This window comes from Tateyamaria algicola (genome assembly GCF_047715485.1).
Taxonomy (GTDB): Bacteria; Pseudomonadota; Alphaproteobacteria; order Rhodobacterales; family Rhodobacteraceae; genus Tateyamaria.
Genome location: NZ_CP180422.1, coordinates 3,271,560 through 3,298,138, shown reverse-complemented (window position 1 = coordinate 3,298,138; position 26,579 = coordinate 3,271,560). Strand labels below are relative to the sequence as shown.

Annotated in this window: 22 protein-coding genes; 1 reads left to right on the top strand and 21 read right to left on the bottom strand. The window is 63.5% G+C overall.

Translation table 11 applies throughout. The features are described 5' to 3' along the window. Nucleotides 1-46: 46 nt before the first annotated feature. From ACMHLQ_RS18715 to ACMHLQ_RS18705, 3 genes are read right to left on the bottom strand one after another with little or no spacing between them, the layout of a single operon-like run. Nucleotides 47-1,090, bottom strand: a complete 1,044-nt coding sequence (locus ACMHLQ_RS18715; protein ID WP_415402203.1) for a substrate-binding domain-containing protein — start codon at nt 1,088-1,090, stop codon at nt 47-49. Between the two features lie 28 nt (nt 1,091-1,118). Continuing rightward, nucleotides 1,119-2,141, bottom strand: coding sequence for an ABC transporter permease (locus ACMHLQ_RS18710; protein WP_415402202.1), 1,023 nt, complete (start codon nt 2,139-2,141; stop codon nt 1,119-1,121). Further along, entirely contained in the window at nt 2,128-3,654 is a 1,527-nt protein-coding gene (locus tag ACMHLQ_RS18705; RefSeq protein ID WP_415402201.1) for a sugar ABC transporter ATP-binding protein, read from the bottom strand. The genes ACMHLQ_RS18710 and ACMHLQ_RS18705 overlap by 14 nt, the downstream gene beginning before the upstream one ends. Nucleotides 3,655-3,837: 183 nt before the next feature. Here ACMHLQ_RS18705 and ACMHLQ_RS18700 point away from each other — a divergent pair, with 183 nt between their 5' ends. Then, the gene (locus tag ACMHLQ_RS18700; RefSeq protein WP_415402200.1) at nt 3,838-4,803 is read left to right on the top strand and encodes a LacI family DNA-binding transcriptional regulator; all 966 of its coding nucleotides are present in this window, start codon (nt 3,838-3,840) and stop codon (nt 4,801-4,803) included. Between the two features lie 4 nt (nt 4,804-4,807). Here the strand turns inward: ACMHLQ_RS18700 and ACMHLQ_RS18695 are convergent, their stop codons facing one another. The 18 genes from ACMHLQ_RS18695 to ACMHLQ_RS18610 form a co-directional block, all read right to left on the bottom strand. After that, complete coding sequence (locus ACMHLQ_RS18695; RefSeq protein WP_415402199.1) at nt 4,808-5,197, bottom strand: hypothetical protein; 390 nt, start codon at nt 5,195-5,197, stop codon at nt 4,808-4,810. Nucleotides 5,198-5,216: 19 nt separating this feature from the next. Next, the gene (locus tag ACMHLQ_RS18690; protein WP_415402198.1) at nt 5,217-8,558 is read right to left on the bottom strand and encodes a DUF6519 domain-containing protein; all 3,342 of its coding nucleotides are present in this window, start codon (nt 8,556-8,558) and stop codon (nt 5,217-5,219) included. A 42-nt stretch (nt 8,559-8,600) separates the two neighbouring features. Beyond that, nucleotides 8,601-10,685 carry a hypothetical protein gene (locus ACMHLQ_RS18685; protein WP_415402197.1) on the bottom strand — a complete coding sequence of 695 codons (2,085 nt, stop codon included), beginning with the start codon at nt 10,683-10,685 and terminating at the stop codon, nt 8,601-8,603. Continuing rightward, on the bottom strand, nt 10,682-13,378 hold the full coding sequence (locus ACMHLQ_RS18680; RefSeq protein WP_415402196.1) for a putative baseplate assembly protein: 2,697 nt from the start codon (nt 13,376-13,378) through the stop codon (nt 10,682-10,684). Before ACMHLQ_RS18680 ends, ACMHLQ_RS18685 begins: the two co-directional genes overlap by 4 nt. After that, a complete protein-coding gene (locus ACMHLQ_RS18675; RefSeq protein WP_415402195.1) occupies nt 13,378-15,912 on the bottom strand; it encodes a putative baseplate assembly protein in 2,535 nt (844 codons plus the stop codon). Before ACMHLQ_RS18675 ends, ACMHLQ_RS18680 begins: the two co-directional genes overlap by 1 nt. Further along, a complete protein-coding gene (locus ACMHLQ_RS18670; RefSeq protein WP_415402194.1) occupies nt 15,909-16,292 on the bottom strand; it encodes a GPW/gp25 family protein in 384 nt (127 codons plus the stop codon). The genes ACMHLQ_RS18675 and ACMHLQ_RS18670 overlap by 4 nt, the downstream gene beginning before the upstream one ends. Continuing rightward, on the bottom strand, nt 16,289-16,432 hold the full coding sequence (locus tag ACMHLQ_RS18665) for a hypothetical protein (RefSeq protein ID WP_415402193.1): 144 nt from the start codon (nt 16,430-16,432) through the stop codon (nt 16,289-16,291). Before ACMHLQ_RS18665 ends, ACMHLQ_RS18670 begins: the two co-directional genes overlap by 4 nt. 195 nt (nt 16,433-16,627) lie before the next feature. Further along, nucleotides 16,628-17,140, bottom strand: coding sequence for a phage baseplate assembly protein V (locus tag ACMHLQ_RS18660; RefSeq protein WP_415402192.1), 513 nt, complete (start codon nt 17,138-17,140; stop codon nt 16,628-16,630). Beyond that, nucleotides 17,140-18,273, bottom strand: coding sequence for a hypothetical protein (locus ACMHLQ_RS18655; RefSeq protein ID WP_415402191.1), 1,134 nt, complete (start codon nt 18,271-18,273; stop codon nt 17,140-17,142). The genes ACMHLQ_RS18660 and ACMHLQ_RS18655 overlap by 1 nt, the downstream gene beginning before the upstream one ends. Before the next feature lie 10 nt (nt 18,274-18,283). Beyond that, on the bottom strand, nt 18,284-18,643 hold the full coding sequence (locus ACMHLQ_RS18650; protein ID WP_415402190.1) for a hypothetical protein: 360 nt from the start codon (nt 18,641-18,643) through the stop codon (nt 18,284-18,286). Further along, a complete protein-coding gene (locus ACMHLQ_RS18645; RefSeq protein WP_415402189.1) occupies nt 18,640-19,284 on the bottom strand; it encodes a hypothetical protein in 645 nt (214 codons plus the stop codon). The genes ACMHLQ_RS18650 and ACMHLQ_RS18645 overlap by 4 nt, the downstream gene beginning before the upstream one ends. Beyond that, on the bottom strand, nt 19,281-20,459 hold the full coding sequence (locus ACMHLQ_RS18640; protein WP_415402188.1) for a hypothetical protein: 1,179 nt from the start codon (nt 20,457-20,459) through the stop codon (nt 19,281-19,283). The genes ACMHLQ_RS18645 and ACMHLQ_RS18640 overlap by 4 nt, the downstream gene beginning before the upstream one ends. Beyond that, nucleotides 20,459-21,655 (bottom strand): DUF4157 domain-containing protein, encoded by a 1,197-nt coding sequence (locus ACMHLQ_RS18635; RefSeq protein WP_415402187.1) that lies wholly within the window; start codon nt 21,653-21,655, stop codon nt 20,459-20,461. Before ACMHLQ_RS18635 ends, ACMHLQ_RS18640 begins: the two co-directional genes overlap by 1 nt. Further along, a complete protein-coding gene (locus ACMHLQ_RS18630; RefSeq protein ID WP_415402186.1) occupies nt 21,648-21,854 on the bottom strand; it encodes a hypothetical protein in 207 nt (68 codons plus the stop codon). The genes ACMHLQ_RS18635 and ACMHLQ_RS18630 overlap by 8 nt, the downstream gene beginning before the upstream one ends. Beyond that, nucleotides 21,851-23,737: an ATP-binding protein gene (locus ACMHLQ_RS18625; RefSeq protein WP_415402185.1), complete on the bottom strand. Its 1,887-nt coding sequence runs from the start codon at nt 23,735-23,737 to the stop codon at nt 21,851-21,853. The genes ACMHLQ_RS18630 and ACMHLQ_RS18625 overlap by 4 nt, the downstream gene beginning before the upstream one ends. Beyond that, the gene (locus ACMHLQ_RS18620; RefSeq protein WP_415402184.1) at nt 23,734-25,056 is read right to left on the bottom strand and encodes a DUF4255 domain-containing protein; all 1,323 of its coding nucleotides are present in this window, start codon (nt 25,054-25,056) and stop codon (nt 23,734-23,736) included. The genes ACMHLQ_RS18625 and ACMHLQ_RS18620 overlap by 4 nt, the downstream gene beginning before the upstream one ends. Beyond that, on the bottom strand, nt 25,053-25,877 hold the full coding sequence (locus tag ACMHLQ_RS18615) for a hypothetical protein (RefSeq protein ID WP_415402183.1): 825 nt from the start codon (nt 25,875-25,877) through the stop codon (nt 25,053-25,055). Before ACMHLQ_RS18615 ends, ACMHLQ_RS18620 begins: the two co-directional genes overlap by 4 nt. Then, nucleotides 25,874-26,578 (bottom strand): hypothetical protein, encoded by a 705-nt coding sequence (locus tag ACMHLQ_RS18610; protein ID WP_415402182.1) that lies wholly within the window; start codon nt 26,576-26,578, stop codon nt 25,874-25,876. The genes ACMHLQ_RS18615 and ACMHLQ_RS18610 overlap by 4 nt, the downstream gene beginning before the upstream one ends. Nucleotide 26,579: the final 1 nt, after the last annotated feature.

The window sequence follows — 26,579 nt, the reverse complement described above, 5'->3', positions numbered from 1 at the left end:
ACAGAGGGCCAAGGCAAAGCGCCAAGGCCCCCTGTCGGGGAGAAACTTACTTGCCCCAGATCGCCGAATAGGCCGCGCGGTAGGGCGTGTCGGGATCAAAGGCGTTGCTGTCGCTCATCTTGGCCAGCCCTTCGGGCGTCACCAGCGCAGGCGAGGTGACGTAGCCGGAACAGGCCTCGCCCTGAATGGCGCGGTTCAGCTCATCCACCAACTGCCAGCCTTGCAGGTTCAGCGGCTCGGCCACCGTGATCGCCTGATAGCCACCCGAACGGATGCGCTGGAACGCCGCCTCGGACCCATCGCCAGCCGAGCCCGCTTGCGGCCCCTTGTCGGGCGACAGACCGGCAGCCGCCAGCGACGGCCCCATGAAGTCGAAATAAAGATCGTTGATCGCCAGCGCGTGGGTCCAGCTGTCACCGTATTTCTGCAACAGGCTCGTGGTCAGCGGCCCCATCCGTGTCGACGTGTCCGCAATTGGCGTGTCAACATATTCCAGAACAGTGCCGCCCGCGGCCTCGACCGTCTCTTTCAGCCGGTCGGCCTTGTCGATGGCGATCTGGTAGGTCGAGTCGGTGAAGATCACGACGCCTGCATCGGTGCCCCCATCCTCAATCGCCCATTCTGCGGCGACTTCGGACACGGTCATCGCATCCGTAGACACGTTGGCAAAGATGCCGCCGGGCGCGTCGCACCCGATCTTGGGGCCGGAATGCCAAGCGACCATCGGGATGTTGGCCGATGCGACACCCTCAAGCGCGGCCTGCTGTTCCACAGCGTCAAAGCCGTTGATGATGATGCCATCAGCCTTCAGCGCCAGCGCCTGACCAATCGCTGCCGTACGGCCCTGGATTGATCCTGCGCCATCCAGCACACGCACGTCCCAGCCGATGGTGCCTGCGGCCTCTTCCACGCCATTCGTCACGCCCAGAATGCCGCCATTCTTCAGATCGCCCGCGACGACAACAATGGACTTGCCCTCTGCCGCGGCTGGCCCTGTTGTCGGTCCGTCCCATGCGGTTTCGGCCAAGACCGGCATTCCGGCCAGCATCGTGGTGGCGAGCAATCCGCCCATGAATGTTCTCTTTTGCATAGTATCCTCCCATTGCAAATTTGATCTTTTAGCGCTTTTCCGCGCCTTTTCTGCGTTGCGCGTAGCCCGCGATGCCGATGGCGATCAGCAGGGTCACACCGTTGAACAACGGCTCGACCCAGAACGATCCGCCAAATTGCTGGATGCCGGAAATGCCCACGGCCAGGATTGCGACACCCACGACGGTGCCCCAGACATTGACGCGGCCCGGTTTGATCGTGGTGGAGCCGAGGAAAGCCCCGACGAGAGCGGGCAGCAGGAATTCAAGCCCCACACTGGCCTGTCCGATCCGCAGCTTGGCCGCCAACAAGACCCCGGCGAGGGCCGTCATCGTGCCGCTCGCCACGAACGCGCCGATCACATATTTCCGCGTCGGGATGCCGTTCAACTGGGCCGCGCGCTGGTTGGCACCAATGGCGTAGAGGTAGCGGCCGATGGGCGTGTATTCGAGGACGATCCACATCACGACCGTGATCGCGATCAGGTAGTAGCCCGTGATCGGCAGGCCGAAGATGAACGTGTTGTTGAGCGCATAAAACCCGTCTGGCAACAAGCCAACCATCTGCCGCCCGCCGGTGTGCCACAACGCCAGCGCATAAAGGACAGTGCCGGTGCCCAGCGTCGCGATAAAGCTGTCGATCTTGGCGATCTCGACCAGCAATCCGTTCAGAAACCCGGTGATCGCGCCCAACAACAAGACGATCGCCACAGCCAGCGGCCAGGGCAGCCCCAGCATGGTCTGCAAACTGATCGCCAGGATGTGCCACAACACGATGCCGTAGCCGACCGTCAGATCGATGCGGCCCGCCGCCATGGGGATCATCGCCCCCAGCGACAACAGCGCAATGATGGCCTTGTCACTCACGATTGAACGCAGGTTCAACATGGTCGGGAAGGTGTTTGGCAGCAAAACCGAAAACAGTCCGATCAGAAAAACCGTCAGGATGACAAGGCCGTAGACGGGCAAGAACCGCATCACCCGTTTGCCGAATGGCACGCCCTTGAGGTCTGCCTTGGTGGGCTCAAGCGCGCTGCTTTCAAGCGATTGCATCAGCCGCGTCCTTTCCTTTGGTGATATTCCCAGCCGAGGCTGACTGAATAAGGTTTTCCGTGCTCAACCGTGTCCCGCTCAGCTCGTCCACGATCGCGCCCTGGCTGAACACGATGGCACGGTGGCAGATGGTGGCGATCTCTTCGAAATCGGTTGAGATGATGAGGATGCCGACACCTTCGGCCAGCGCGCGGTTCAGCAATGCGTAGATTTCCGACTTGGCCCCAACATCCACGCCTGCCGTCGGGTCCTCGCACAACAGCAGCTTGCGCTTGGTGGCGAGCCAGCGGCCGATGACGACCTTTTGCTGGTTGCCGCCAGACAAGGCCTCGATGGCAAGGCTCGGGTCGTTCGGGGACAGCCCCAGCTCCGCCCCGATCATCGCGGCCTGCTGGGCCTCGGTGCGGGGAGACAGAAGGTTAAGCAGCTTGCGCCCGATCCCTTCGGGGTTGAGGAAGGTGTTTTCACGAATGCTCAGGCTCATCGCGACCGACTCTTCGGTGCGGTCCTTGGCCACCAGTCCAATGCCATCGGCCAGGGCGCGCATGGGCGTAGCAAGGTCAGGCGTATTGCCATCAAGTGTCACGGCGCCGCTGAACGGTTCCAACCCGAACAGCGCGCGCGAGATAACCTCGTGACCTGCCCCACGCAGGCCGACAAAGCCGACGATCTCGTTCGCCTTGAGGGAGAAATCCAAAGGCCCCACGGTGCCAACCTGAAAGTTCGACAGGTGCAAAATCTCTGTACCCGGCTCTGCACCGCTTTTGATCGTCTCGCGGGTTTTGCGGCCGACGATCTTTTGCACCAGCTCTTCGGGGGTAGTGTGTTCGATGCTGCGCATACCGACCATCTCACCATCGCGCAGCACGGCAACGCGATCCGCGATCTGGAAAATCTCGTCCAAGCGATGGCTCACATAGATCATCCCGACGCCCCGATCCCGCAGCGGTCGGATCGCGGCGAACAGACGTTCAACCTCATCCGCAGGCAGCGACGCGGTGGGTTCGTCCAGCACAAGAAACTCGCTGTCCACCGCAAGGGCACGGGCAATCGCCACCAGAGACTTTTCGGTGCGCGTCAGGTTTTCCACACGAGTCGTCGGGTCAAACTCGCAATCCACTTTCTCAAGCGCCTGCGCGGCAAACAGTTCGACATCACCCCAGCGGATCAACCCGTTCTTGCGTGAAAAGCCCAAGGCAAGTGCGATGTTTTCTGCGACTGTCATCCATTCGATCAGGCCCAGGTCCTGGTGGATGAACGCCACCTTCTGCCGTTCGCCAAATCCGGCGGGGCGATGCTGATACGGGTCGCCATCGATCATGACGCGGCCCGCATCGGGCTGGTGAATGCCGCCCAGAACCTTGATCAGCGTCGACTTGCCAGCCCCGTTCTCGCCCAGAAGTGCGACGATCTCACCCCGCCCAACGGTCAATGACACGTCTTTCAACGCGTAAGTGCCGCCGAAATGCTTGTCTATACCGTCGAAAAACAGACCTGATTGCAGGTTCTGCATCGCACTTCCTCCCTCGTCCGGGTATTGAGTTACCCGTAACGTTACGCTAATGCTTGTCCCAAGAGGCGCGCCTGTCAAGCGCTAAGTTACCCGTAACGTAGTTGGTCAATTTTGAGCGATAAAGCAAACAAAAACAACAAGGTAAGCCTGACCGAAGTGGCCCGGGCCGCAGGCGTGTCAAAAATGACCGCCAGCCGGGTTCTGCGCGGTGAAGGCGGTTATTCAGAGAACACGCGCGCCCGCGTGATGGAGAAAGTCGATACGCTGGGGTATCTGCCGAATCGACTGGCAACCGTGTTTGCGGGCGACAAAAGCTCGACCTTTGTGGGCGTGTCGATCCCCGATCTGGGCAATGAGGTCTTTGCCCAGGTGCTTGAGGGCATCGACCGCAAGCTGGGCTCGTTCGGGCATCAATCCGTGCTTGGCCTGACCCAACACACGTTACAGGCCGAAGAGGATTGGATCCGCACGGTCCTGTCCTGGCAACCTGCGGGCCTGATCCTGACCGGGCGCTACCATTCACAGCGCGCCACCGAAATGCTGAAAAAGGCCGCGATCCCGATTGTCGAGTTGTGGGATTTGAATTCGAGCCCGCTGGACATGAGCGTCGGGATCAACCATTTCGACAGCGGGTTTGACATGGGGCGCTACCTGATCGGGTGCGGCTATCGCCACATCGGCTATGTCGGCACATCGCATAACACGGCCAATGCCGCGACCACGCGCCTTGATGGGTTCTGCAAGGCGGTTGAGGGCGGTGGCGGCGATGTGGTCAAACAGCTCTGCCTCAACGACACGGCCACCTACTATCCGGGCTATTACGGGACTGAACAGCTGCTGGCATCGGGGCGGTCGCTGGAATGCGTGTTCTATCAGAACGACGCCATGGCCTTTGGCGGACTGCAGTATTGCACGGCCAAGGGTATGCGCGTGCCCGACGATATCGGCATTGCGGGTTGGGGCGATCTGCCCATCGCATCTGTCATGACCAAACGCTTGACGTCGATGCATGTCCCGCACCTCAAACTGGGGCAGACGGCAGCCGAGATGATGCTGGCGCGTCTGTCGGACGAGCCGGGACCGATGTGCCGCGATATCGGGTTTCGCCTGATCCCCGGCTCAACAGTGCGCCGTTCCGAAGCGCGCTAGCGGATCAGGATTTCGGTGCCGAGCCGCCGGGTTTCTTGCGCGCGGTTTGGGTTTTCTTCGCCGGCGTCACCTTCTTTTCGACCTTGACGGCACCGCCGCCCCGCGTCGGTTTGACGGGGGCCTTGGGTGTGGGATTGCCACCGGGGTTGATCCGCCGCTTCTTGATCTCCGCCAGCGCCTCGCGTTCCGTCTTGATCGCGGCGTCATAGCGCGCCACGGCGGTCGCCTTCTCGGTTTCCAGCCCGGCAATCCGCGCCTCGATCCGCGCCTCTTGCTGGTCGTTCACCCCATCAATCTGCTTTTGAAACCCGGCAGCTGTGGGGGTGTCCTTGAACCGCTTGTCCAACTCGCTCAGGATCGCGGTTCTGTCGCGTATCAGCTTGGTAACGCTCATCTATTCGTCCTTTCCTATCTCAAATCTGCCGGTTGAAATCGGATTCCGGCACCGGGAAGTTCGGGTCTTGGGTGAACCCGGATGTGGTGATGTTGCCAACCATGGTGCCCGCCATGTTGCTCATGTTGACAGAGGCCATATTGCCATTGTCGGTCTTGATCTGATTGCCCATCACGACCCCCGCAAACCCTTCGAGGATGACAGAGGCGTTGCCACCGGATTCAATGCCTGGCCCGGCATGCAGGCAGTAGTTGTGGTTGAAGAACACCCGTTCGAACCGGAGGATTATCAGGTCGTTCAACTGCGTCTCGCGCATTTCGACCAGGGCGGACAATCCTTTGCCGACAAACTTGTTGTTTGTGATCTGGCAGGGAAAGCCAAGGCGGCGGGACGTGTTGCCTTGAATGACCAGTAGGTCCAACAGCCCCTGGATCAGCAGGGCGCGGTCTTCGCGCCCATCAGGCAAAAGGTCGGGGCTGGAATAGGTGACCGTGTTGGCATCGATCCGAGCCTCCAGCACCAGTGATCCGATGATCCCGGCAACTGGGTTCGGGTTGGTTGCACCGTCGATGGGGGCACCGGTGTTGATCACCTCGTTGGCCTCGACATGCCATTCGCCCAGCACCAGAAGCGCGCCGATGGCAAAGGGCAGATTGCCCGTCCAGCCCGCATTGCTGATGTGATTTTCGACAACACTAGTCTGTGCCACGGTCAGCGCCGCGATGATGCCGAAACCCGCGACATTCGTGATCGAATTTATCGCCACGGTGGGTTGGATTTCGACAAACACGGCGACACCGTAAAGGCTGTCCAGGATCACGTTGCCCGTCAGTTGCAGCAAACGCCCCCCCGTGGCAAAGACCCCGCCGCCTGCGTCTCGGATGCTGTTATCCGTCACGCGCGGTGCGATCACGCCGTCAAGGAAGATGCCCGGCAGGATCGCCTCTCCAATGCCTGCATCCACCTCGTTGCCTGCGATCAGCGTGTCGGATGCCTCGCGCACGATGATCCCGGCGGTTACATCGCGCATGCTGTTGCCGGTCACCGTGATCTGGCGGGTCAGGTGGGTCGTATTCGGGTCACTGCCCACAAAGATGCCGCTGTTTTCCCCTTCATCGTCGTCGTTCAGGTTCACCTCGATCAGGTTTTCCGTGATCTTGCCGCCCACTCCGCTGTAGCGGATGGCAGCACGCCCGCCGCCCGCCATGTAGATCCTGTTGCCGCTGATCTGTGTGTCACCTGCGGCGCTGTCGATCCCGAAGAACGTGGTTGGGGCGCCCGACTCCACGGATTGCAGGGCCATCGTGATATGGTTGCCGATCACATTGCTGCCCGTCGCCAGCGACGCGCGCGACGCGCCCGTTGGGTCGTCGTTCAGACTGACACCTGTCAGGGCGTTGTTGATCTGGTTGCCTTCGACATGGATGGGCCCAAGCGCGCCGCGCGCTGTGATCCCGATCTGACCAACAAAATCCGTGCTGCCCAGGGCGAGCGTATTGCCCGTGATCCTGATGTTGTCGCAGCGGAACGGCATGGTGATCCCGATGATCAGCTCCTCGAACCGATTGTTGCCCAAACTGACATTGCTGCCATCCGCAATCAGAATGCCGGAGGTCAGCGTGCCGCGCACCGCCGTCATTTCGCACTCGTGGACAGAGACTCCGGTCGATCCGAGGATCTCGACAATCCCACCGCCTGATGTTTGAGCGGCGCGGTGCCCGAAACGGATGGTATGAACATCGACATCCGCCGTACCCACGACCCGCAACACCGGTCCGTCATCCGCGCGGCGCACGGTTACACCCCGGCATTCGCCGTGTAGCACGATGTTGGGCGTCTCGATCCGCAGCGCATCCGTGACCTGATGCACCCCCGGTTTCAGGCACACACATCCGCCAACGTCATCGGGCAAGCTGTCGATGGCCGCCTGAATGTCCTCGCCCGGTTGCACCACCACGGTGCAGCAACCGACCGCTTCGGGCTCGATCGGGTCACGGCAATCGGACAGAACAGGCTCAACCCACACACCGCCCGCAGCCTCGACCAAGGCGAGGCGGCAGGTGTGGTGATGCGTGTCATGCGGCGGGGCAAAGTCGAGTTCCTCCACCGAATTGTCCGCATAGCGCGCGATGAAGGTCCAGCAATCGTTGATGCGCAGCGCCTCGCCGCTGGGCGCGGTATCAAGGGCCGCCTCGACCCCGTCTTCCAACGCGATGAAGGTGCCGTCGGCAGGCACAGGGATCAGCCCGTTTGCACCCGGAAGGTCCAGATCGACAATCAGGTTGCCATCGTGATCCACGATCTGCCCGCTTTGGTCCCACCGCCGGATGATGGGGTGAAAGGCCTGGTCCGTGTCCGGGCCGGGCCCATCCAGACGCAATGTACCGGCGGGCAGCGGGTCCTCGAGCGTGATGGAGTTGCCGGGGTCATCGACCGCCAGCACCCGCGCCATGACGCCGGGGGTTTCGGCCAGCATGCGCGCCTCATCCGTGATCTCGACCCAGTCGCCGGGGTTAAAACGCAGAAAATCGTCCTTGGCCACTTCGACCACATCCAGCACATCGCCCTGCGGCTGGGACAGGATTGTGGTCGCGATCACGCCGTGACTGCGCGAGAATTTCATCAACGGCGTGCCGTCCTGGGCAAAGTCGTGCAGGCAGTAGATGTAGGTGCGGTTGTCAATCCCGCGGTAATCGGCGCCCGGTGGCAACAGGCAGGGATCAAGCGGCGCTTGCGCCGGGTCAGCCCGCGTGGTCAGCCGCCCGCCTGATGGCGCGATGACGGTGGGCCAGCCCGCGATCTCGTCATCGGGCGTTTCGCAATCCACCCCATCGGACAGCGGCCCAAAGGCCTTGACCTGCCATACCGATTGCCTGCGCGCAAAGGTGTCGACCTGCACGGCCGGGTCCAGGATCGTCTCGTCCTGCAGGAACGTGACATCGCGCTGCCACGTGTCGAGATAGACAAGGTAACGCCCATCGGCGGGCGCAGGGGGCGGATCGCCCGGCAGGTAGGGTTGATCGGCAAAGGGGATCGGGTCGGCAAAGCGCACCTCGGACAGCACATCATCAAAAAACTGCGCGCCTACGCCAAAGTTCTCGGCCAGGTGCCCATCGACATAGTACCGCCCCGGCCCGATGAACATCGCTCCACCCGCGACCGTGATTTCAAAGGATGTCGGTAGGGCAGTCGGGTATCCGCAGCGCCCGATCAGATCGACCGACAGCGCGCGCACCCGACGGTCGCGCAACTGGCGGTCCTCGTTGATCGGGGCGTCCGTGGCGACGCGGCCCTGCATGGTCGTGGTCCAGGCCGTATTGCGCCTGTGATCAAATGATTTTCGGCTGATATCGATCGTCATGGTCTTTCCTCCCGTCGAGGCGCGTGCCCCCGCACTGCGTGGTCACGTTTCGTAGAAAAATCCGGCCTCCATGCCGCTTGGTAAAAATTCGTCGATCCGCAGGCGCAGGTTGCTTTCGCGCTGCGGCTGAAACACCTGATGCCACACGCCCATTTCGCTTTCGTCATCCGCGCCAGTGCGGATTTCGACCGGCGCCGAGGTCAGCAGCTGCATGTAAGCCGCGCGGCCAAAGCGCCGCTGGGTAAAGCCGGGCACCAGTCGCATGGTGACCCGCCGTGTGATGGCTTGGCGTTGCAGGGGCGACAGCATCGGGTTGTCTTCTTCTGCCGCCGCCAGTGCGCGCGCCAACTCGAAACTGGGCTGGCAGCGATAGCGTCGCGGCACTTTCGATCCGGGCGGGATGTAGCTGAACCGCGCACAGCCCGTTTGCGTGTCAAGCGCCGCAACCGCGATCTCCCACGTGTCGCCGGGGGCCAGGGCCGCGTCCAGAATGGAGTTGGACACCAGCGTCATGACCCGCGCACTGATCTTGCCGATCACTGTCGTTTCCGTCAGCGTCACCCGTGCTGCCGGACTGGCATCGTCCAAGGCAGACAGGGCCACGTTGCTGCGCGCGGTCGCGTCGATCACCGAATCCGACACCTCGATCACCGTGCTTGGGTGGCAGCGAATGCCCCCGAGGATCGAGTGTTGGATATCCACGATCACGTTCGGCGCTTCGATCACCAGCGACGGCGCTGTGGGTTGGTCAGGCGTGCCATCGGGTTGCGCGCTGATGCCCGGCACCAGCGTGACATGGCGCAAGGTCAGGCGACGCAGCTCGTTCGTGCCGGTGTCGGGCACCACAATCGCCCCTCCGCCCATCAGCAGTCCATCAAGGCTGATCTCGCTTTCAGCCGCGCCCGTGATCCCGATGTCCGCACTCAGGTCCAGCGTTGGGCGCTGCCCGTTTGCCGCGCGCAGTTCCAGACGCTGATCCGGGTCAGCGTCAATGCTGAAGGCGCCCGAATATGTTTCGCTGTCCGTGATCTCGACCGCGCCGCCGGTGGCCGCATTGTCGATCTCGGTTTGCAGATCGCCCGCGATGTTGACGGTGAAGACGGGGGCCAATGCCGTGGCAAACCCCGCGAGCCGCTCATAGGCACCGCCCCCGATGTCCGCCATGAGGGCGGTGTAGAACTGCACCTCGACGGTTTCCGGCGGGTCCTGATCAGCAGGCGTCGCGATCCGACCCAGCACCGGATCAATGGCGACTTGCGTTGCAGGCGCATGCGCCCACCCGGGCCCGTCATCCGACAGATTGCACACCGTCAGCTCAGCCGGCAGAACTTCGATCCCGTCCACCCAGATGCGGAACGCACGCGGGTAGTAATCTGCCAAACGATCGGCAAGGAACCGGCGTTCCAGAGGGATCGGCAGGTTGACGGGTGCGGCCAGCGACGCCACGCCAAGTTCAGTCACCGGCGGATTGAACAACTGCGTGTCCAGCCCCAGCGTGTGGATCGCAAAGCGGCGCGGGCCGACGGCGAACGCGGTGTGGCGCGGCCACAGATCCGCGCGCAACCGCCACAGGGCAAGGCCCGCATTCTGGATGTTGTGGCGTCCCTCACCTACGGCAATCCGACCCACATCGACCGTGTAATGGGCGCTTTCGAAGGCCGAGCCCAGCGCCTCCAACCGGCCAACATTGCGCATGTTCAGCGCACCATCTACGCCCGGGCGGATGTGGTTCATGAATTGAGGATGCGCCAGAAGTTGGAAATACTCGATTACCTTTGCAGGCCAGCCGGTCGCGCCGCGCGCCACCTCTTCCAGCGTGGCGGCTGTTCCCTTGGAACGGATCAGCGCGATCCAACGCCCCACAAGTGCGCGCTGGCTGACGGGCCCGATGTCGTGCACGGGGCGGTAACCAACCAGCGCACCGATGTAAGGCACCAGCCACTCTTCGCAGGTTTCGATGAACTGGTTGTCATACAGCCGTTCGGCCTCTTCAAACAGCGTGTCGCCTTGTTCACCCAGTACGTGCAACACGTCGCGCAGCGGGTAGCCTTCGCGCGCATCGCGGACGCGGTAGACCTCGGGCAGGCTATCGTAAAGCCAGGTTCCAGTAGGGCTCGACTGGTTCATGACAGCACCTCCAGATAGTCCAGCGGCTCGGGGTGCAGCATCAGCAACTCGGCCCCCTGGGTTGCGCTGGCCCGTTCGGCCGTCAGCGCCTCGCGCCGTTTGGGAAAGCCAAAGCGGTATAGCCGGTCGAGCGTCACCGCCTCGACACCATCCACATTCTGCATCGTGGTGATCAGTTCCGAGGCAAAGACCGAACTTGCGAACTCCCGCGCCTCAAACGAGTAGTCGCGGCGCAGCGCGGCCTCGACCGCTGCGATCACGTCGTCGGCGATGTAGTCGGGATGCGGTTTGACCTTGGCAGCGATCCGGAAATAGCGCGGGCGATAGCTGCGCAGTTTAAAGCGAGTAAAGGGCAGCCCGTTCCCTGTCAGCGCATCGCGCAGGTTCTTGTAAAGCGTGCTATCGGCGGGCACCTCTGCCGCCGCTTCGCCCGCCACGGTCACCACGACACCTGGCTTGGCCGCACCGGGGAACTTGGCCCATTCAGCAGATGATTTGGCGATGCCAGCATAGGCACGGCTGAAATCGGCAAAGTCGATCAGCGACACAACCCGGTCCAGCGTCCGGCAACTGAGCGGCACATTGCTGCGCAAGGCCTCAAGCGGTTCGGCGTCCGCGCCCCCTTCGGCAGGCAGTGGGTTTGTCACCGCTTCAAGCCCCAATGGGCGGCTCATCAGGATGTTGAGCTGATCGGCCTTGACCCGCCCCTGCAAACCCAACCCCGTCCGATAGGAGACCGAGATGTTCTCGCGCCCAGTCGCGGGAGTGGCCGCGAAATCCGGGTTGCCGAAACCAACCGTCGCCGCCCCATCGGGATCAAATGTCAGGGTGTAGCCACGCAAGGCCGGTTCAGGATCGAGAAAGTTGTCGACCTGCGCCCATTGAACGCCGTCCACGCGCAAGGTGAGTTCGGGCTTTGCACCACCGGCCACGGGCGCCGTGACATGGGTCAGTGGTTTCTGGTTGAGCGTGAAGGTCTGGAATGCAGACGCAGGATCACCGCCGCCCAACACCTCCTCGGTCGTCTCACCGTGATTGGCGCGCGCCACATTGGCATTGATGCGCAGTGCATTGCGGTCGAAATCATCGACGAGTTGCGCGCTCAACGTGATCCGTGTGCTGCCGCCTGCGAACAGTTGATGCTCGACCTCTGCAATTTCTACCAGCCGGGTGACCGGCGCTGTCAGCCCGTCTGCATAGGTGCCCGTCATGAACAGTTGCTGACCGCCCTGCAGGCCCGGCGCCCAGGTGTCGAGCGCGATTTGCGTATCGCCTGCCCGGATCGCATCGCGGCGCGGCATGCGCGGCAAGTCGATCCATTCGGACCCCGCAAAGATCGTTGTGCCGCGGGTCGAGAACGAGCCGAAGCCGGAGGATGTATTCAGCGTCAGCCGAGACGATTTGCCAGTGATCGCAAATTCGGACAAGGACACCTCGTCCACCGCGTCGATCTCGTAGACACCCCAGGTCTCGCCGTCCTTCAGAACGGCGTATCCCCCTGCCCCGATTTCCTTGACCACACGGTCGAGGTAGACTGCGTCGTCATTGTCCTCGAGCACGAACAGGGTCCCGTCGGCCCACTGCGACGGTGTCACACCCTTATAGGGCCCGGGCGTGAAGCCGGTGATGATGACGTTGCCATCTTCGTCGATGTCATAGATCGGCACGTCGCCCGTCAGCGCGGGGGGCAAGGTGTCGACCGCCGGGGCATTGCTGCCAAAGGCCCCTGCATTGTCACGAAATACCAGAATGCGCTTGGGCACTTCGGGCGCGCCGCGCAGCGGATCAAACAGCTGTGCCTCTTCCACGGCCAGATCATCCAGCAGTTCGGTCAAGGTACCCGCGCTGACGGTGCTGCCCAGATAGGGCGCAATCTCGGGCGGAAAGACTGGCGCGGGTGGTGCCGCGGGGGCCGTGGCCTCTTGCCTGATGGCAGCGGTTGACAGGGGTTCGATTGTCAGCCGGGTCAGATCGACACTGTCGGGATCATTGCCGATATCCGCCGGTTGCAGGGTGACGGCCCGAACGACGGCCAGCGTGGGGGTGCTGTCATCGGCAAAGTAGAAAATGGCATCGCCCGCCACGATCCCCGCGCTTGTTCCGGCCAGATAGAGCGTGCTGGTCGCCGCGCCGAGGTCTTGCACAACGCTCTGACGCGGGCGCATCGCGTTCCATGCAGGCCGGGCGGGCACGGCCTCGGTCGTTTCAAAGATCACCGGTGTCTCATCCGGGCCGGGCGTGCTTTGCACCTTGACGCCCGAGGGCAGTGTGACCGCCTCGGGTGCGCCGGGCGCCGTGCTCATCCCGAAGGCCAGCACCACCTCTGCCGACACGCCGGGATGGGGCGCGTAACTGACCAACCCTGCCAGTTGATATAGCGACCAGACCTCGCCCGCCGTCTCAAGCAAGGTCTCGGACAAAAGGCGATTGTAGTAAAAGCTGAGGATGTCGCCGCTGACCGCCCAGGCATCCATCAGCGCGATGGAAAAGTCGTTGGAGGCATCCCGCGTCTTCAGATCAGCCAGCGTGCCGTAGTCGGACGAAGTCAGGCGCGCGATCATCGTGTCGTAGTAGGACCAGTAATCACCTGCCTGCGCGCTGATTACGGACAGACCGGGCCGCTGCCAGCTGGCGCGCGGCGTGGACACGGAAATGCCCTCGCAGCATGCGCACAAGGCTTGATCATCCGCCATCATCGCCCTCCTTTCATGTCCAGCCGCAGCACACCGTTGGCGGCGCGGCTTGGGTCATTGTCCAGCCGCGCGATTTCACGCCGCCCAAAGGTAAGCTTGCGCGCCTCCAGCCCGCTTGAGCCGGGATCGGAGATGCGGCGGAACAGCGTGACGGTCACTGCCGTCACGCCCTCGACTGATTGGGCCAGTGCGATCAGGGGCGACAGGTACAGCGTCTCGCCGAACCGCATCCGGTCCGGATGGAAGCCGCCCAGCGTGCCATCCGCCAGAACCCGGTTGGAGAAGCGTTCAAGCACCGCCGCCTTGACCTGACCGCGCAGGTAGTCGGGACAGACGCACACCTGCATGTCGATCTCGATCCCGACGCTGATGGGGCCATCGACCTCGAGGTCGCGCCCTGCCATACGGTAGCGTTCCATGTGGTTGCGCAGATCGGCTTCGAACGCGGGTGTCACGGGCAGGCCACCGCGCCGGTCGGCGGTGATGAAGGACGTGTACCAAGACCCCGTATGCATGATGTCCGTGACCGTGCCCTGCAACGGCCCTTCCGGTGGGAGGAACCGCTGGGCCATGTCGTCGTGATCGCTGCGCGTCACGGCGCGGTCCTGTCGGCGAAAGGCGTAAGGGGCCCGGCGGCGCATCTCGTCAATCGTTTCGGGGCGCTGCCCGCCCGTGCTGGGTGTCATGTTGCGCACGCTTGCAATCGCGCTCAGCCCGCTGCGCACATGGGCAATCCTGTCTTCGCCGATATTGCCCGATGGCCCCAGCCCGACCCTGTAGGTCGCGACGAATTCGGTGCCTGCATTCGGGCGCAACCCGTTCACATCATTGCCAAAGCGCAAGGCCGCGCGTCCCCGGTTGTCGATCTCGGGCACCACGTCGCGGGCGGTGGCATCGCTGCCAAACAGATCGAGCCGCGCGGTATAGCTCTCTGACACGCCGTTCAATGTGCCGACGAGGTCCAGCTCGGGTTCACCCGCCCCGTTTGCGGCCAACAGGTCGGCGGCGCCCAGTGCCGTGTCGAGGGGCACGGCGAATGTCAGTGGCGCCTCGGCGAGTTGCGGGCGGAACCGGGGCGTGATCCGTTCAGGGCGTTCGCGTTCACAGAGTTCGGCAGCGCAATCGCGCCGCGCGGTATCGACCAGCGCCTCGGGGCCCTGCCCCGGTGCCCAGCTGCGGGTCGGGGTCGGTACGGCCCCGATATCTTCATCAACGATGGTTCGGCCGTGATCCGCCAACACCACATTGCCCCGCGCCACGGACACGTTGGGCAGATAGATGCGCCCGAACTCCTCATCCGTTTCCGCCGACAGGCACAGGGGACGGCGCAGGGCATCGCTCTCCTCCCACCGAATTTCTGTCACCTCATCGCCCGTGACGGGGTCGGTGAGGGGCACGCCCGGGCTTTCGAAGGCCTGGACTTCGACCAGCCGCACCACCGGTCTGTTGGAGCGGTCCCGATCCGCGCTGTTGCCAGTGCGGGGCCCCACAAGTTCTTCGAAACCAAGGAACATGCCCGCCGCCAGATCGGGGTGATGCCCGGCAAGGGTCGCCGCCGTCGATCCGGCGGGCAAACAGCATCGCTGGTTGGACCACGTGTAAAAATTGAGGCTGTTGAGATCGACAAAGATGGACGCCAGCGGCATCAGGGCCTCGAACACCAGCGGGGCGCGGGCCAGAACTTCGGGGTCGGGGGGCAACAGCACACCCTGCCCCGACAGCCGCGTGGTAAAGGCCGTACCAGCCGGGATGACCGGGTCAAAACCGGGTCCGATGGGCACCGCATCCGCCGACGCCTCGACATGAATGAAACAGCGGGCATTCTGCCCCTCGTCCAGATCGAAATCGACCACCTTGCCCAGCCTGCGCGCGGAAATGCGGTGGTGGAGCGTCGAGAGATACGCTTCGTTATGGGCGGCGTCCTGGGCATAGGCGACCTTGTCCGCCAGCACAGCCAGCGCATCGACGATGGCCATCTTCTGATCCACCACATGGGGTGCGGCCCGGTTGGGTTGCAAGGTGGCGATACGATCCAGCATGGCGGCGCGGAATGTGTCGGTGTCGCGCGCCAGATAAGAGATTTCGGGGGGCGTGCGTGGCCCATCCACGCAATCGCAGGGTGTCACACAGTCAAAATCGGACGGGCACTCAACCTTGAAGCTGAAGGTGACCCGCGCCAGTTGCGGATCGATTTCGATGGGCGGGCGGTCATCCAGCAACCCGCGCCGCAGGAACAGAACATGCGGGTCGAAATTGCCGGGGCTGAGCAGTTCCACCACGATGATGTTGGTCTGTGGAGGCAGGCCAGTCGTCACGGCCACCAGTTCCAACGGGCCTTCTGGCCCCTCGACCACCACCTGATCCAGATCATAAGTCTCCGGTGCAGGGTCTTTCAAAAGGTGGACATGCAGGAACCGCTGGCGATCAGCCTCGACAGGTGCCGCCTGATCAATGACTTCGATGAAATCGATGCCGTTCAGCGCGCTTTGGCGTGTCGCTTCGCGGCGCAGCCCGTCACAACAGAAATACATCATGGCCCACTCCCTGTTTCAGCACGGAAACTGGCGGTGCCATCCTCGCCCGTGGCGCGGATCATGTAAGCGATGTCGATGATCAGCGCTGAATCCACGGCCTGCACGTCAAGGGCCGTCAATTCGATCTCGCGCGACAGGTATTCCTGCACGGCGACCTGAATGGTCATGCGCGCCGCCTCGGCCGTTTCGGGCGAGGCGGGGCCAAACAGCAGATCCGGCAGGCCGCAGCCCAGGGTCGGGCGCAGCAGACGCTCGCCCTGCCGGGTGAACAACAGTTGTTCCAGCAAGTCGGTGACATGTGCCGCGCGATCCACACGCGCCGTCAGGCCGTCTGCGGCAAAGGCATAGGGAAAGGCGATGCTGTAGGCGCTATCGGTCATGTCGCAATCACCCGTGTCTGGGCCACAACGGGGATCAACGGTGTTCCGGTCGGAGCGGCAATGGCCTGACTGTCCAGCAGCAAAAGCGGCTGGCCCAGGGACGTCACGCGCACTGATCCGGTGACAAAGCTGGCGGTCACGCAAGGCCCGTTGGCGGCGGGGGGCGGAGGCAATGCGCATCCCGCAACGACCCACGGCCCGGTTTGCTGCACTGTCGGCTGCGTTGAAACCAGAACCCGTGGATTGGGCACAGTCGGTTGCGCCTGCCCTCCATGAGAGCACAGAACCGTCGCACCGAAATGTAACATGGGACCAGGCATTGGTCCTGACCTCCCTTAGATAACCGTCAACGCGCCTGCGTTGATGTCGACCGTGGGGCCGACCAGCGTGATCGCTGCCCCTTTGCCGTTCGTGATGAAAATACCGGTGTCGTTGATGGCGATGGTTGCGCCTGTGGCGCTTTGCAATGTGATGCCGCCCACACCCATGGGCCCGCCCGCATCGGTGATGACGATCCCGTTCTTGGCCAAGGTTTGCAGCGTCATGGCAGACACGGCCGGGGGCACGGTGCTGGACAAGACAGGCTTGTCCGCAGGTGAGCCGGGAAAACTGCCCATCCAGACCGGGTAGTCCGGATTGCCATCCTCATACATCACGTAGACCCCGCTGCCCGCCATAGGCACGGCGAAAAAGCCTTGGTTGATACCGCCCAAGGGAAAGCAGGGATTGGCCCATGTGGACGTTGTCAGGCCTGTCACATCGGGCACGATGACCTGAATGCGACCTGTCTGCTGCGGGTCGGGAAGAGGACCGACCGTACCGCGATAAATTCCGGGAAAATTCTGCATTATGCTGGCACCTTTTCGACTGTGGAAAGCACGCCATTGCGCGTCAGCTCAAAGCTTTGCGTGAGGCTTCCGGGGGCAAAATTGGTCCGCACCATCTGGACATAGTGCAGCCCGTTGAAGGCCGCGCCAAAGCCGCGCAGGCTGACCAGCTTGTGGGGTTTCAGCAAGCGGCCATAGCGGGCGACATCCAGTTGACCGGATATTTTCATGGGCGCCTTGTTGGCCTGAGCCGCACGCGCCATGCCGATCAGCGCGGCTTGAACCGGGTTGTACTTGGCCGTGTCGGTGATCGGCGTAATTTGCAGCGGGATGGGTGGTATCGCCCCCAGGGGCGGGTTCAGGATCGGGTTTGCCACAACCGGTATGGGGATGGGCACCTTGGTCTGCGGGTTCAGGATAATGACAATCGGCAACGTGGCGCTTTGCGTGTCAAAGTCGCCGGATGCGCTTTGCAGGTTCTTGGCCGCGTCCATATCAAAGTTCAGCGGCGGCTGGATGTCACTCAGCGGTATCTCGGGGCCCCAATAGGCAAAGGAGGTCCCGGCCTTGGGCCCCGGTTCCATCCGGAAAATATAGCCGACATCATCAGCCAGCTTGCGGATATAGGCGAGGTCCTTGCCCTGCTGATGCGGGATGCGCTGTGTGGGCAGTGGCACGTCCAGCAGAACCGAGGGGATCACCTTGGGGATGATGCCCATGAACGCGTATTTGGCGAGGATCAGCGCCACGCGGGCAAAATCGGGCATGGCCGGATAGACCAGTTCGCGAAACGCAATGTAGTCCAGCACACGGCTCAGGTCTTCGCCGGTTACGGTCAGGCGTGAGGTGCCCGGCGCCGGGCCCGGGCCAACCTCGTGATTGGTCATCACCCCGTCGATCAACACGGTTTCCACCCCGTTGACACGCGCGGCGATCACCACGCGCACCATCGGGATGGGCAGACCGCCGGATACAAGAAACAGGCTCATCAAGGGGGACCGTTGATCGAGATCGAAGACCAGTTGAAACACGCCCGGCGCATCAGACTTTGCGCTGCTGACGCTGGCGGAAACGAGCGCGTCAAGCACATCCTGCCCGACGGGCACAGGCACGGCCGGCCCGATATAGAGCTGGAGTTGCGCGCCGGTTGTCATCGCCCCACCCTCATTTGAAGGTCCCTCCGCCCTGCCCCAGGGCCTCGCCCACGGCGATCCGCGCGCCCACCTCGTCCAACGCAGTGCGGAGATCGCGGATCAGGTTCGCATCAAGCAGCTTCCAGCCTTGGGTCGGGTTCCCGAAGTACTGCGCGGCCAGCAGATCCAGTCGGTCGCCACCGCGTATCGTGTGCACGGCCGAGATAGAGATTTGTTCCGGCGACGGGACAAAGCGGCGTCCGACAAAGCGTACCTCGCGCCCATCCGCCAAAAAGGCGGTCTTCATCGGCGCACCGTGATACCGGCTGTCTTCGGCAAAGGGTGCCTGTCCGGTATCCGTCGGCGTCAACAGTTTGGCAATGTCGTTCATAGCGCCCCCTCGATGCCCATCTCGGTCGCATTGCCGTCAGGCACTTTGCCGGCGCTGGCCTCGACCGCGCGCAGGTAGGTAAGAAAGAGTGCGCCGCCCCGGCTGGAGACACCCAGATCGTCCACGGTCAGCACCCGCAGCGACAGGTTGACGGTGGCCTGCAACGGATAGAGGCGTGAATTGTGCAGCATCTCGTTGACGGTCATGGACTGGATGCGCACCGGCGCGATCTGATCCGGGCCCCAGACAAACAGCAGCAGCGGCTGCACCATCGGCAAAATCTCGAGTGCACCGGTCTTTTGCAGTGCATCGTTCGCCTCAATCGTCTGGGCCGTGGGAGAGATCAGGGTCTGCAACAGCGCGATCTGCGGACGGACCCCTTCGCGCAACGCCAGCGCATCGGCCCGGTCCAGCCCATCGCCCGCGTCCAGCTTGACCTCGACCGTGATCGTCTCTGCCGCAGGGCCGGTCAGCCGCAAGGGCGACGCGCGCCCGGCATCTTCGCCGACCGACTGGATTTCGAAACTCCGGGACAAGCGGTCAGGGTTCACCGTCAGGGGCAGCGTGTTTTGCACCGCACCCGTCTCCGTGTTCAACACGACGAACCCACCCTTGAGAAACCGCGGCTGCATTGTGGTCATTGCGCGCCCTCTTCTTCATTGCCCGCCTGTTGCGAGGGCGTAGGCGTCGGGCGTGGCCCCTCGCCATAGGCGTTGTTAATCACGCGGAAGGTCAGCGTCGCGTTTTCGACGCGCGGCAGGAACAGATTGCTGGTCATGGACCGCGTCCGGCTTTGCTGGATCGCTGATTGGATTTCCAGCGAGGTCGTTTGTTCCTGCATCAGTTGCAGTTCCGATGAGGTCGTGCTGGAATCCGCCACGACTTGGGCCGAACTGGCCGAGCTGCTGCCCGTAACCCTGCGTTCCTGTTCCTCTGACACGGTGACCACACCTTCGTCGGTGACAGACACCGCGCCGCCCGTTCCAGCCTCGGCCGCCGTTGTGTCTGTCGTTCCGGTACGCCGACCGATCGAGAATTGCTGACGGCGCGAGCTGTGCCACATCGCCCGCGCACCCGCCGTGCCCTGACCGTGAATACGAACGTTGCCGGATGGCTCGAGCCCAAGGCTCAGGTTGGCGTCCAACCCATCGACCATGCTCAGGATGCCCCCCAATACGCGGCCCGGCGCGCCAAGACGGCTGAGCACCGTTGGCAGGACCCGCCGCACCAGCGGGTTGTCGAGCGACAGTTCCGCCCCCGCCTCGACCCCCAGGCTGGCCGAGAGGGCCGCGCCCAGTTCGGCACCAATGGTGCCCCTGAGGTCAATCTCGCGCTCGGACCCTTCGGTGTTCTCGAACTCGCCCCGGATTTCCATCTCACGCATCTCTTCGCGGATTTGCTGAACCGACAGATGCCAGTTGCGCATCCGCTCAATGCTTCTGCGGTGGCTTGCGCTGATGCCCGAGCGCGACAAGAGCTCTTCCGACACCTCGTTGGTGATCCGGTTTTCAGTGCTGACCGAGGACGTGTCAGAACGCCCCGAAATATCCGTGCGCGCGCCCCGTTGGCCCTGGCCGATGCTGACGCTGTCGTTGCGCTGTACCGTGTTGCTCTCACCCACCTGCCCGCTTTGATAGGCGGCAAGCCGGATGACCAGGTTGCCTTCCACGATCTGGTTGGGCGCGCCCATCACGTTGCCATACGGGCTGCCGGTATCCTCGTCCGATGTTTGACCGGGTGCCCGTGTCACTGCCTGCGTGCGCACGGCCCATGCATCGACCAGCGATGCATCATGGGGCATCACGCTGACCGTCATCAAACCGCGCCCTGAATCGTTGCGCGGATGTGTTGACGGGAATCCGTCCTGCGGCAAACCCGTCCCCCCGACTCCCCTTCGAGCAGCGCAGCCGGGCGCACCATCATCCAAGGGTCGGGTGAACCAGCGTGGCTGGTCGGGCTGACCTGAAAATTCTGAAGCGCCACGCCGCGAATGGCCTGCGCGGCCTGCCCAGCCCCGTCGATCCTGTAGTTGAACCGCCAGCGTACGGGCATACCCCGGCTGTTGAGGTTTTGGGAGGGAGGCGTGTTGGCGTCCCGCCCCAGACGCTGGTTGATTTCAGCCTCATACCCCCGGCCCAGATCGTCGATCAGGGTATCCAGCCCGTAAAGTTCGACAATCGCCTGAAAGTCCAGGTCATTTGCCTGCCGCAGGATGGTTATCGACGACAGCTTGTCCTGCCGCGTCACATTTCCGGTGAGCATGTGATGCATCATGTTCACACGTACCCTCAGCCGCTGGAAACGGGCCAGGATCCCTTGCGGCGGATCCCCTCCGTTTTCGGGCTGAAACACCTTGCGAACGATCAGGTTCGACATGTCGTCGGTGTCGGTATAGTTGCGCGTTTCCCAGTCGTAGTCAGGCGCGCTCATCGCATCCATGAAGCGGATCAGTTCCGCATCGTCGAAATTGCCACCGCCAAAGGCGCGCACCCACCATTCGCTCGAGAATATGGCAGTGGTGTCGCGTGTGCTGTATTCGCCGAACCGGCGGATCACGCCCGGCTGATCCAATCCGCGACGCTGTTCGCTGACATGGGCGAGTTCGTGGGCGATGATCCCCCGTCCCAGAGGGGTTTCGGGCTGGTATGCCCCCGATGCAAATCCGATGTTCCCGTCGCTGGCAAAGGCTGTGCTGTTCGTCGCTTGAGCCGCGCGGTCGGCGCTTGCATCCGTGTGCACCCGCACATCGCCGAAACGCTCGCCAAAGGCACCCTCCATCTGGCTGCGCAGCCCGGTGCCAAGTGGCTGGCCCTGCCCGGCAAGCGGCTCTGGCGCCGCATCAAGGCCACCGTCTTCGCGCGGCTGCGGCAGGCGATCCAGCGCACCGCCGTGCAGCTCGGCCAGACCCGGCGCACTGTTCAACCGGTGTGCGACACGTGCCTCTGCCGGGTCGTTGCGCCGACCCACCGCCACCGACGGGGCGTCTTTCTGAATTTGCGCCTGCTCAGCCATCACCGCTCCGCTCTGCGATCCTCTGATGGATCGCGTCCGCTGCACGCGCGGCCTTGGTGTCCGTTCCTTGCGCGGGCTGCGTAGGCGCCGCGCCTGTCTGCAACGCGGTTGTAAGCGCATCCCCAAAGCTGCGTTCCTGCCCACGCATGGCCGCAGGCAACACGATCCGACCGATGGACAGATGGACAGGCCGTTTCATTGCCCCCTCCTGCGTCGCAGCGCGCCCAGATCCATGGGTTGCGCCAGCTTGGCGTTTTCCTGCTCCAGCGCCGCCATCACATCGTCAAACCCGATGGTGTCGCCCCGCGCCGCCGCCATAAAGGCGGCCCCAAGCGCAGCGTTCCGGATCGTCCCACCCGTGGCCGGTAGTGTGGCGAGCGCTGTAAAGGCAATGTCACCCACCGGTGCTTCGGGTGGGAAAGCCGTCTGCCAAAGCCGCAGCCGTTCCTGCGCGCTGGGAAAGGCGAAATGCACCGCAAAGCGCAGCCGCCGCATGAACGCATCATCGATGGCACCGCGCATGTTGGTGGCCAATATGCAGGTGGCGGGCGAGGCCTCCAGCCGTTGCAGCAGGTAGGCCACCGTCATGGCCGAAAACCGTTCGGACCCACTGTCGCCATCGCCGCGCTGGCGAAACAGCGCCTCTGCCTCGTCAAAGAACAGGACAGCGCCGGAACGCTCGGCCACGCCAAAGACACGGTCGAGATGCTTTTCCGTCTCGCCCACATATTTGTCGACCACCTGCGCGAGGTTCACCGCCAGCAGCGGCACATCCAGCGCGCAGGCCATCGCCTCGGCCCCCATCGTCTTGCCTGTGCCTGATGGCCCCGAGAACAAGGCACTGATCCCGAGCCCGCGGTCGCTGTGCGCGCCGAAACGCCAGTCGCGATAGACGGTTGCGCGGTAGCGCACCTGCTCAACGATGCTATGCAACGTGGCCTTGGTCGCGGGCGGCAGGACCAGATCGTCCAGCGTTGCGCGCGGGGTGATCTGCGTCAGCAGTGGATCGGGTGGCGGGGCCAACAGGCGGCGCACGGCAGCGCGGGCCGTCGCAGCGCGTTTGGGAGCGGGGCAGCCTTCCAGCCCGATCGTGGCGCGCAAGATGTCGTCAGCGCCAATGGCGAAATCCTCTGCCAACCGCCCCACCTCGGCCGCATCGCAGGGGCCAAGCGCCCCCTGCCAAAGTGCCAAGCGCGCCGCACTGTCCGGTTCGGCCAGGGTCACCACATCGCATCCCGGCGGCAGATCGCTTGGGGATGTGACCCGTCCTGCGACCGCCAGTGCCGCGCCCTCCACCCACGCAAGCTCCTGCGCGCATTGGGCATCGATCTCGGGCAGTGCGAACACCGGCAGTGTCTGCTCCAGCACGCTTTCGCGCGCCACCAGCCGGAGCAAGGCAAACCGGTCTACTGGCGCTGTGCGCAAAAGTGCGGGATCCAGGGCCAAGGGCGTCAGCCCAAGTACGGCAGCCACCTCTGCCCCGACCCGCTCGCGCGTAGAGGCATCGCCGCCTGACACAACCGTCAGCCCGGATCCCGCATGCTGGGCCCGCGCCGCCAACCGCTCGGCGGCAGGCGCGGCCAGTGCCTGTGTTTCGGGGGCAAGGATGGACGCGCGGATCGGGTGTCTGAGAAACGGCAACAACCGCTCGTCCGGCCCGGGATGGCCCAGACACCAGTCCAGAATGCGCGCATCCATTTTCAGCTCAAGATCGCGCCGCGCGCCCTGCCCGTGCAATTGGATCAGTGACCAGCTGCGCAAGACGGAGGTCGGCAAAAAACTCTCCCACGTCAGATCCGGCAGCACGCCGAACAACCCACCAACGGTGATATGCGACGCCTGCACCCGCTTGGTCACCGCCGCGTTCAGCCCCGGATCAACCTCGACCCCGACCAGAAGGGCGATGGCCAAAGCCTCTGCCCCGGACAGGCCAAAGCGCTGCGCAAGGGCTGCAAAGGTCGTGCCTTCCAGCACATGCACCTGTGGCGTTTCGCCTTGCGCCATCACCTCTGCAAGCGATGCGAAGAGATCGGTTGTGACGGGTGTTGGCGCCACGGGGGATGTGAAATCAGGCGCGTTCATACCGGCACCGTGATGACTTGGGACGGATCGTATTGCGGCGGCACAGGTTCGAAATCCGGACCTACCGGGGGGATCTCGCGGATGGTCAACCAGCTTTCGACCCCATCGACCCGCAGGCGGACGGGATAGGCCCCGGCGGGCAGATCGGGAAAGGTGAAGGTCACGCTGCCCGTGGCGACCGTGCGCGGCGGCGCGGTCGAGACGCTGCTGCCCAGGATCAACTCGACCTGCTGGCCGGGCCAGACATTCGGGCGCAGATCAAGCACAACCTCGATCTGCGGGTTGGGCGCGATCACGCGGGTCACCGATACGGGCGGCAAGACCGGAACCGGGGCCAGTTGGAAGGCCGCCGCGTTCGATCGATAGACCGGATCGCCCAGCACGCGTTGCGCGGACAAGCGCACCTGATAGGGGCCAGCCGCCCAGACTGCGGGAACGTCCGGTACAATCACAGTCTGTGTTGCGTCATTGCCGCCCGGTGCCGGGATCACATCGATCTCGGCGCTGAGCTGGGGGCTGTCGAAATGCACCGTGACGGTGGTGCCGCCCAGGCGTTCGCCCCGCAACACCACCGGATCGCCGGGCCGTGCGCTCGCCTGCCCCTCGGGCAAGGTCAACGCGCGGATCAGCGGTGGGCCGATATCCAGCGAGGGCAGCACCTGCGCGCCAGAATTGTCGCTGCCGATGGTCAGCACGGGCAAAGCGCTGCGCGATGGTGCCTCCTGCTGAATGATCACCGAACTGACACGATAGGCCATGGAACTGCGATAGGTGGTCTGAAAGCTGGTCCAGATGCGCGACATCTCTTCGGTGGTCAGATACACAGGGGCGATCACCAACCGCTCGACCTGATCGGCCAGACCGGTGCCCGCAAGCGCCTGCAAGGCGGGCGGCAATCCCCCGGCGACGGGCGGCGACGGAGACAGGCCCGCCACAATCTCGGCCCGGTCGAAACCGGGATGTTCGTGCAGGATTTGCATGGCGTAACCCAGCAGGATGTCCTGATGTAGATCTTCGGTCGCAACGGCACTGATCAGATAGAACAGATCAAGGGGCAGTGGCGTATTCTGCACCCGTTCGCCCGCCGCATTTCGGGTTGGCAGGATCTGATTGGACCAGCTTGTCTGGCTCTCGACCGTGTAAAGGCAGACGTTCAGGACAGAGCCATCTTCGATCAGATCGATCACCCGGTCGGGCGGGCGGGCGTGCACGGTGACATTTGTGCCGATGGCTGCGCCCACATCATTGTCGACCAGCCCGTCATTCAACACGTCGCGCAGCAGTTGCGTTACCCCGGCAATGGCGAGTGCGGTGCTCATCTTGCCCCCTTGCGCCGCGCCTCGCGATAGGCATCCAGCGTCAGGTTGGGGGCCCATGGCGCAGATGCCGCAGGCGTTGGCGGTGTCGCGGCGCTCGGTGGATCGGGCGCAATCACAATCTCACCGATGTGAATGTGCATCGGCTCGGGCTGATGTTGCTCGGTCTCGCCTCGCTGGGTGCCGTCAATTGCGGTTTGTTTCTGCGGGACGTCAAAGGGCGCTGGCGCGTCGTTCACCGGCATCATGCGCGGTTCGGGAACCGGCACGCCATCGTCGCGCAGGCTGGCAATGGCAGCCGCGACCTCAGCAGCGATGTTGGGCAGCTTGGGAGTGGTAGGTTGGGGTGGTGGTGCGCCTGTTTCGCGTTGTTCGGGCGATTTGGATTGAGTGGCTTGCGGCACCAAAGGCGCAGGTTCGCGCGGCGTAAAGGGATCGTCTGCGACGGGCGGTGGATTGGAGTGTGCATCCTGAGTTTCGACAGATGCGGCCGCGGGGATGATGCTTGGTGGTGGCGGCACTGGCGCGGGCTCGAACAGCCGTGGTTCGGACGGTTGCTGTGTCGCTTCGCTTTCCTCGGCCTTGGGCGTTGGCATCGACTGCGTGGGGGTCGTGGGATTGGGGGACACAGATGCTGCCGACGACGGAGGAGGCGCGGCGGCCTGATCCGGGGTTACCTCTTGCGTGATTTCCGTGATCTCGGGTCCGTCCGCCGCAGTCTCGCCTGCGAAATAGGACGGGATACGCGGCGTGACCCCTTTGGCCTGCCCCGACACGCGGCGCAACAGCCCCGTGACAAATCCGGCAGGCGCGTCGCCCGTCATCCCGACACCATCGCAACATGTGCGGCCCGCCGGGTCGGCGACAGCGACAATATCTCGGAAGAGCTCCAGCCATAGCTTTGTGCGAGCAGGTGCACATCCCACAAAAGGCGCTGTGCTCGGGCCGACACCTGCCGCCAGAGGATGTCCACGATGTCGACTTCTGCCGCCTGTTCCGCTTCGCACTCGGCGCATTTGTGCCCCAGCGTCAGCGCTTCGATCCCGGCATTGTCCGCCAGATGGGCCTCGAAGGCGTCCAGCAGGTCCGGCGCGGCGTTCGGTGTTTCGATGAGGGCGGTCAGCAATGCGCGACGTGCGACTGTCGCGTCCTCAGCCTTGAGGGCGCGGGCCAGATCCAGACTGTTGGGCAAGCGAAAGGCGTAGTCCTGGCCATCATGTGCAAAGACTTTGGAACGCGCCTGGTCGGAGGGCACCTGCGCCAGAATATCCGCAATCGCCACATCCAGATTGGTCTGACCTCCACAGGCATCACAGGTCGCGATGACCCGCAAATGCGGGCCGACGAGGGACACCGCCAAGCCGAACAACCTGGCATCCCGTTGATCAATGGGCAGCTGAGCAAGGGCGGCACGATCCGCAGAAGGATCATGCGCCGCAATGAGCGTCAGCGCCCGATCAATGGGGTGCTCTTTGGCTGCGATCTCCCAAAGGTCGATCAGCCTGGCGTCGGTCGTGCCGGTCATG

Excerpts from the sequence above, each read along its gene's own strand:
- ACMHLQ_RS18710 (WP_415402202.1), bottom strand. The coding sequence starts at position 2,141 with ATGCAATCGCTTGAAAGCAGCGCGCTTGAGCCCACCAAGGCAGACCTC.
- ACMHLQ_RS18660 (WP_415402192.1), bottom strand. The coding sequence starts at position 17,140 with ATGCAGAATTTTCCCGGAATTTATCGCGGTACGGTCGGTCCTCTTCCC.
- ACMHLQ_RS18635 (WP_415402187.1), bottom strand. The coding sequence starts at position 21,655 with ATGGCTGAGCAGGCGCAAATTCAGAAAGACGCCCCGTCGGTGGCGGTG.
- ACMHLQ_RS18650 (WP_415402190.1), bottom strand. The coding sequence starts at position 18,643 with ATGAACGACATTGCCAAACTGTTGACGCCGACGGATACCGGACAGGCA.
- ACMHLQ_RS18640 (WP_415402188.1), bottom strand. The coding sequence starts at position 20,459 with ATGACGGTCAGCGTGATGCCCCATGATGCATCGCTGGTCGATGCATGG.
- ACMHLQ_RS18620 (WP_415402184.1), bottom strand. The coding sequence starts at position 25,056 with ATGAGCACCGCACTCGCCATTGCCGGGGTAACGCAACTGCTGCGCGAC.
- ACMHLQ_RS18645 (WP_415402189.1), bottom strand. The coding sequence starts at position 19,284 with ATGACCACAATGCAGCCGCGGTTTCTCAAGGGTGGGTTCGTCGTGTTG.
- ACMHLQ_RS18610 (WP_415402182.1), bottom strand. The coding sequence starts at position 26,578 with ATGACCGGCACGACCGACGCCAGGCTGATCGACCTTTGGGAGATCGCA.
- ACMHLQ_RS18655 (WP_415402191.1), bottom strand. The coding sequence starts at position 18,273 with ATGACAACCGGCGCGCAACTCCAGCTCTATATCGGGCCGGCCGTGCCT.
- ACMHLQ_RS18705 (WP_415402201.1), bottom strand. The coding sequence starts at position 3,654 with ATGCAGAACCTGCAATCAGGTCTGTTTTTCGACGGTATAGACAAGCAT.
- ACMHLQ_RS18690 (WP_415402198.1), bottom strand. The coding sequence starts at position 8,558 with ATGACGATCGATATCAGCCGAAAATCATTTGATCACAGGCGCAATACG.
- ACMHLQ_RS18625 (WP_415402185.1), bottom strand. The coding sequence starts at position 23,737 with ATGAACGCGCCTGATTTCACATCCCCCGTGGCGCCAACACCCGTCACA.
- ACMHLQ_RS18615 (WP_415402183.1), bottom strand. The coding sequence starts at position 25,877 with ATGACGGGCGACGCGCCTGCCGGATTTGTCACGGGGCTGTTGCGCCGC.
- ACMHLQ_RS18675 (WP_415402195.1), bottom strand. The coding sequence starts at position 15,912 with ATGATGTATTTCTGTTGTGACGGGCTGCGCCGCGAAGCGACACGCCAA.
- ACMHLQ_RS18715 (WP_415402203.1), bottom strand. The coding sequence starts at position 1,090 with ATGCAAAAGAGAACATTCATGGGCGGATTGCTCGCCACCACGATGCTG.
- ACMHLQ_RS18670 (WP_415402194.1), bottom strand. The coding sequence starts at position 16,292 with ATGACCGATAGCGCCTACAGCATCGCCTTTCCCTATGCCTTTGCCGCA.
- ACMHLQ_RS18685 (WP_415402197.1), bottom strand. The coding sequence starts at position 10,685 with ATGAACCAGTCGAGCCCTACTGGAACCTGGCTTTACGATAGCCTGCCC.
- ACMHLQ_RS18680 (WP_415402196.1), bottom strand. The coding sequence starts at position 13,378 with ATGGCGGATGATCAAGCCTTGTGCGCATGCTGCGAGGGCATTTCCGTG.
- ACMHLQ_RS18630 (WP_415402186.1), bottom strand. The coding sequence starts at position 21,854 with ATGAAACGGCCTGTCCATCTGTCCATCGGTCGGATCGTGTTGCCTGCG.
- ACMHLQ_RS18695 (WP_415402199.1), bottom strand. The coding sequence starts at position 5,197 with ATGAGCGTTACCAAGCTGATACGCGACAGAACCGCGATCCTGAGCGAG.
- ACMHLQ_RS18700 (WP_415402200.1), top strand. The coding sequence starts at position 3,838 with ATGACCGCCAGCCGGGTTCTGCGCGGTGAAGGCGGTTATTCAGAGAAC.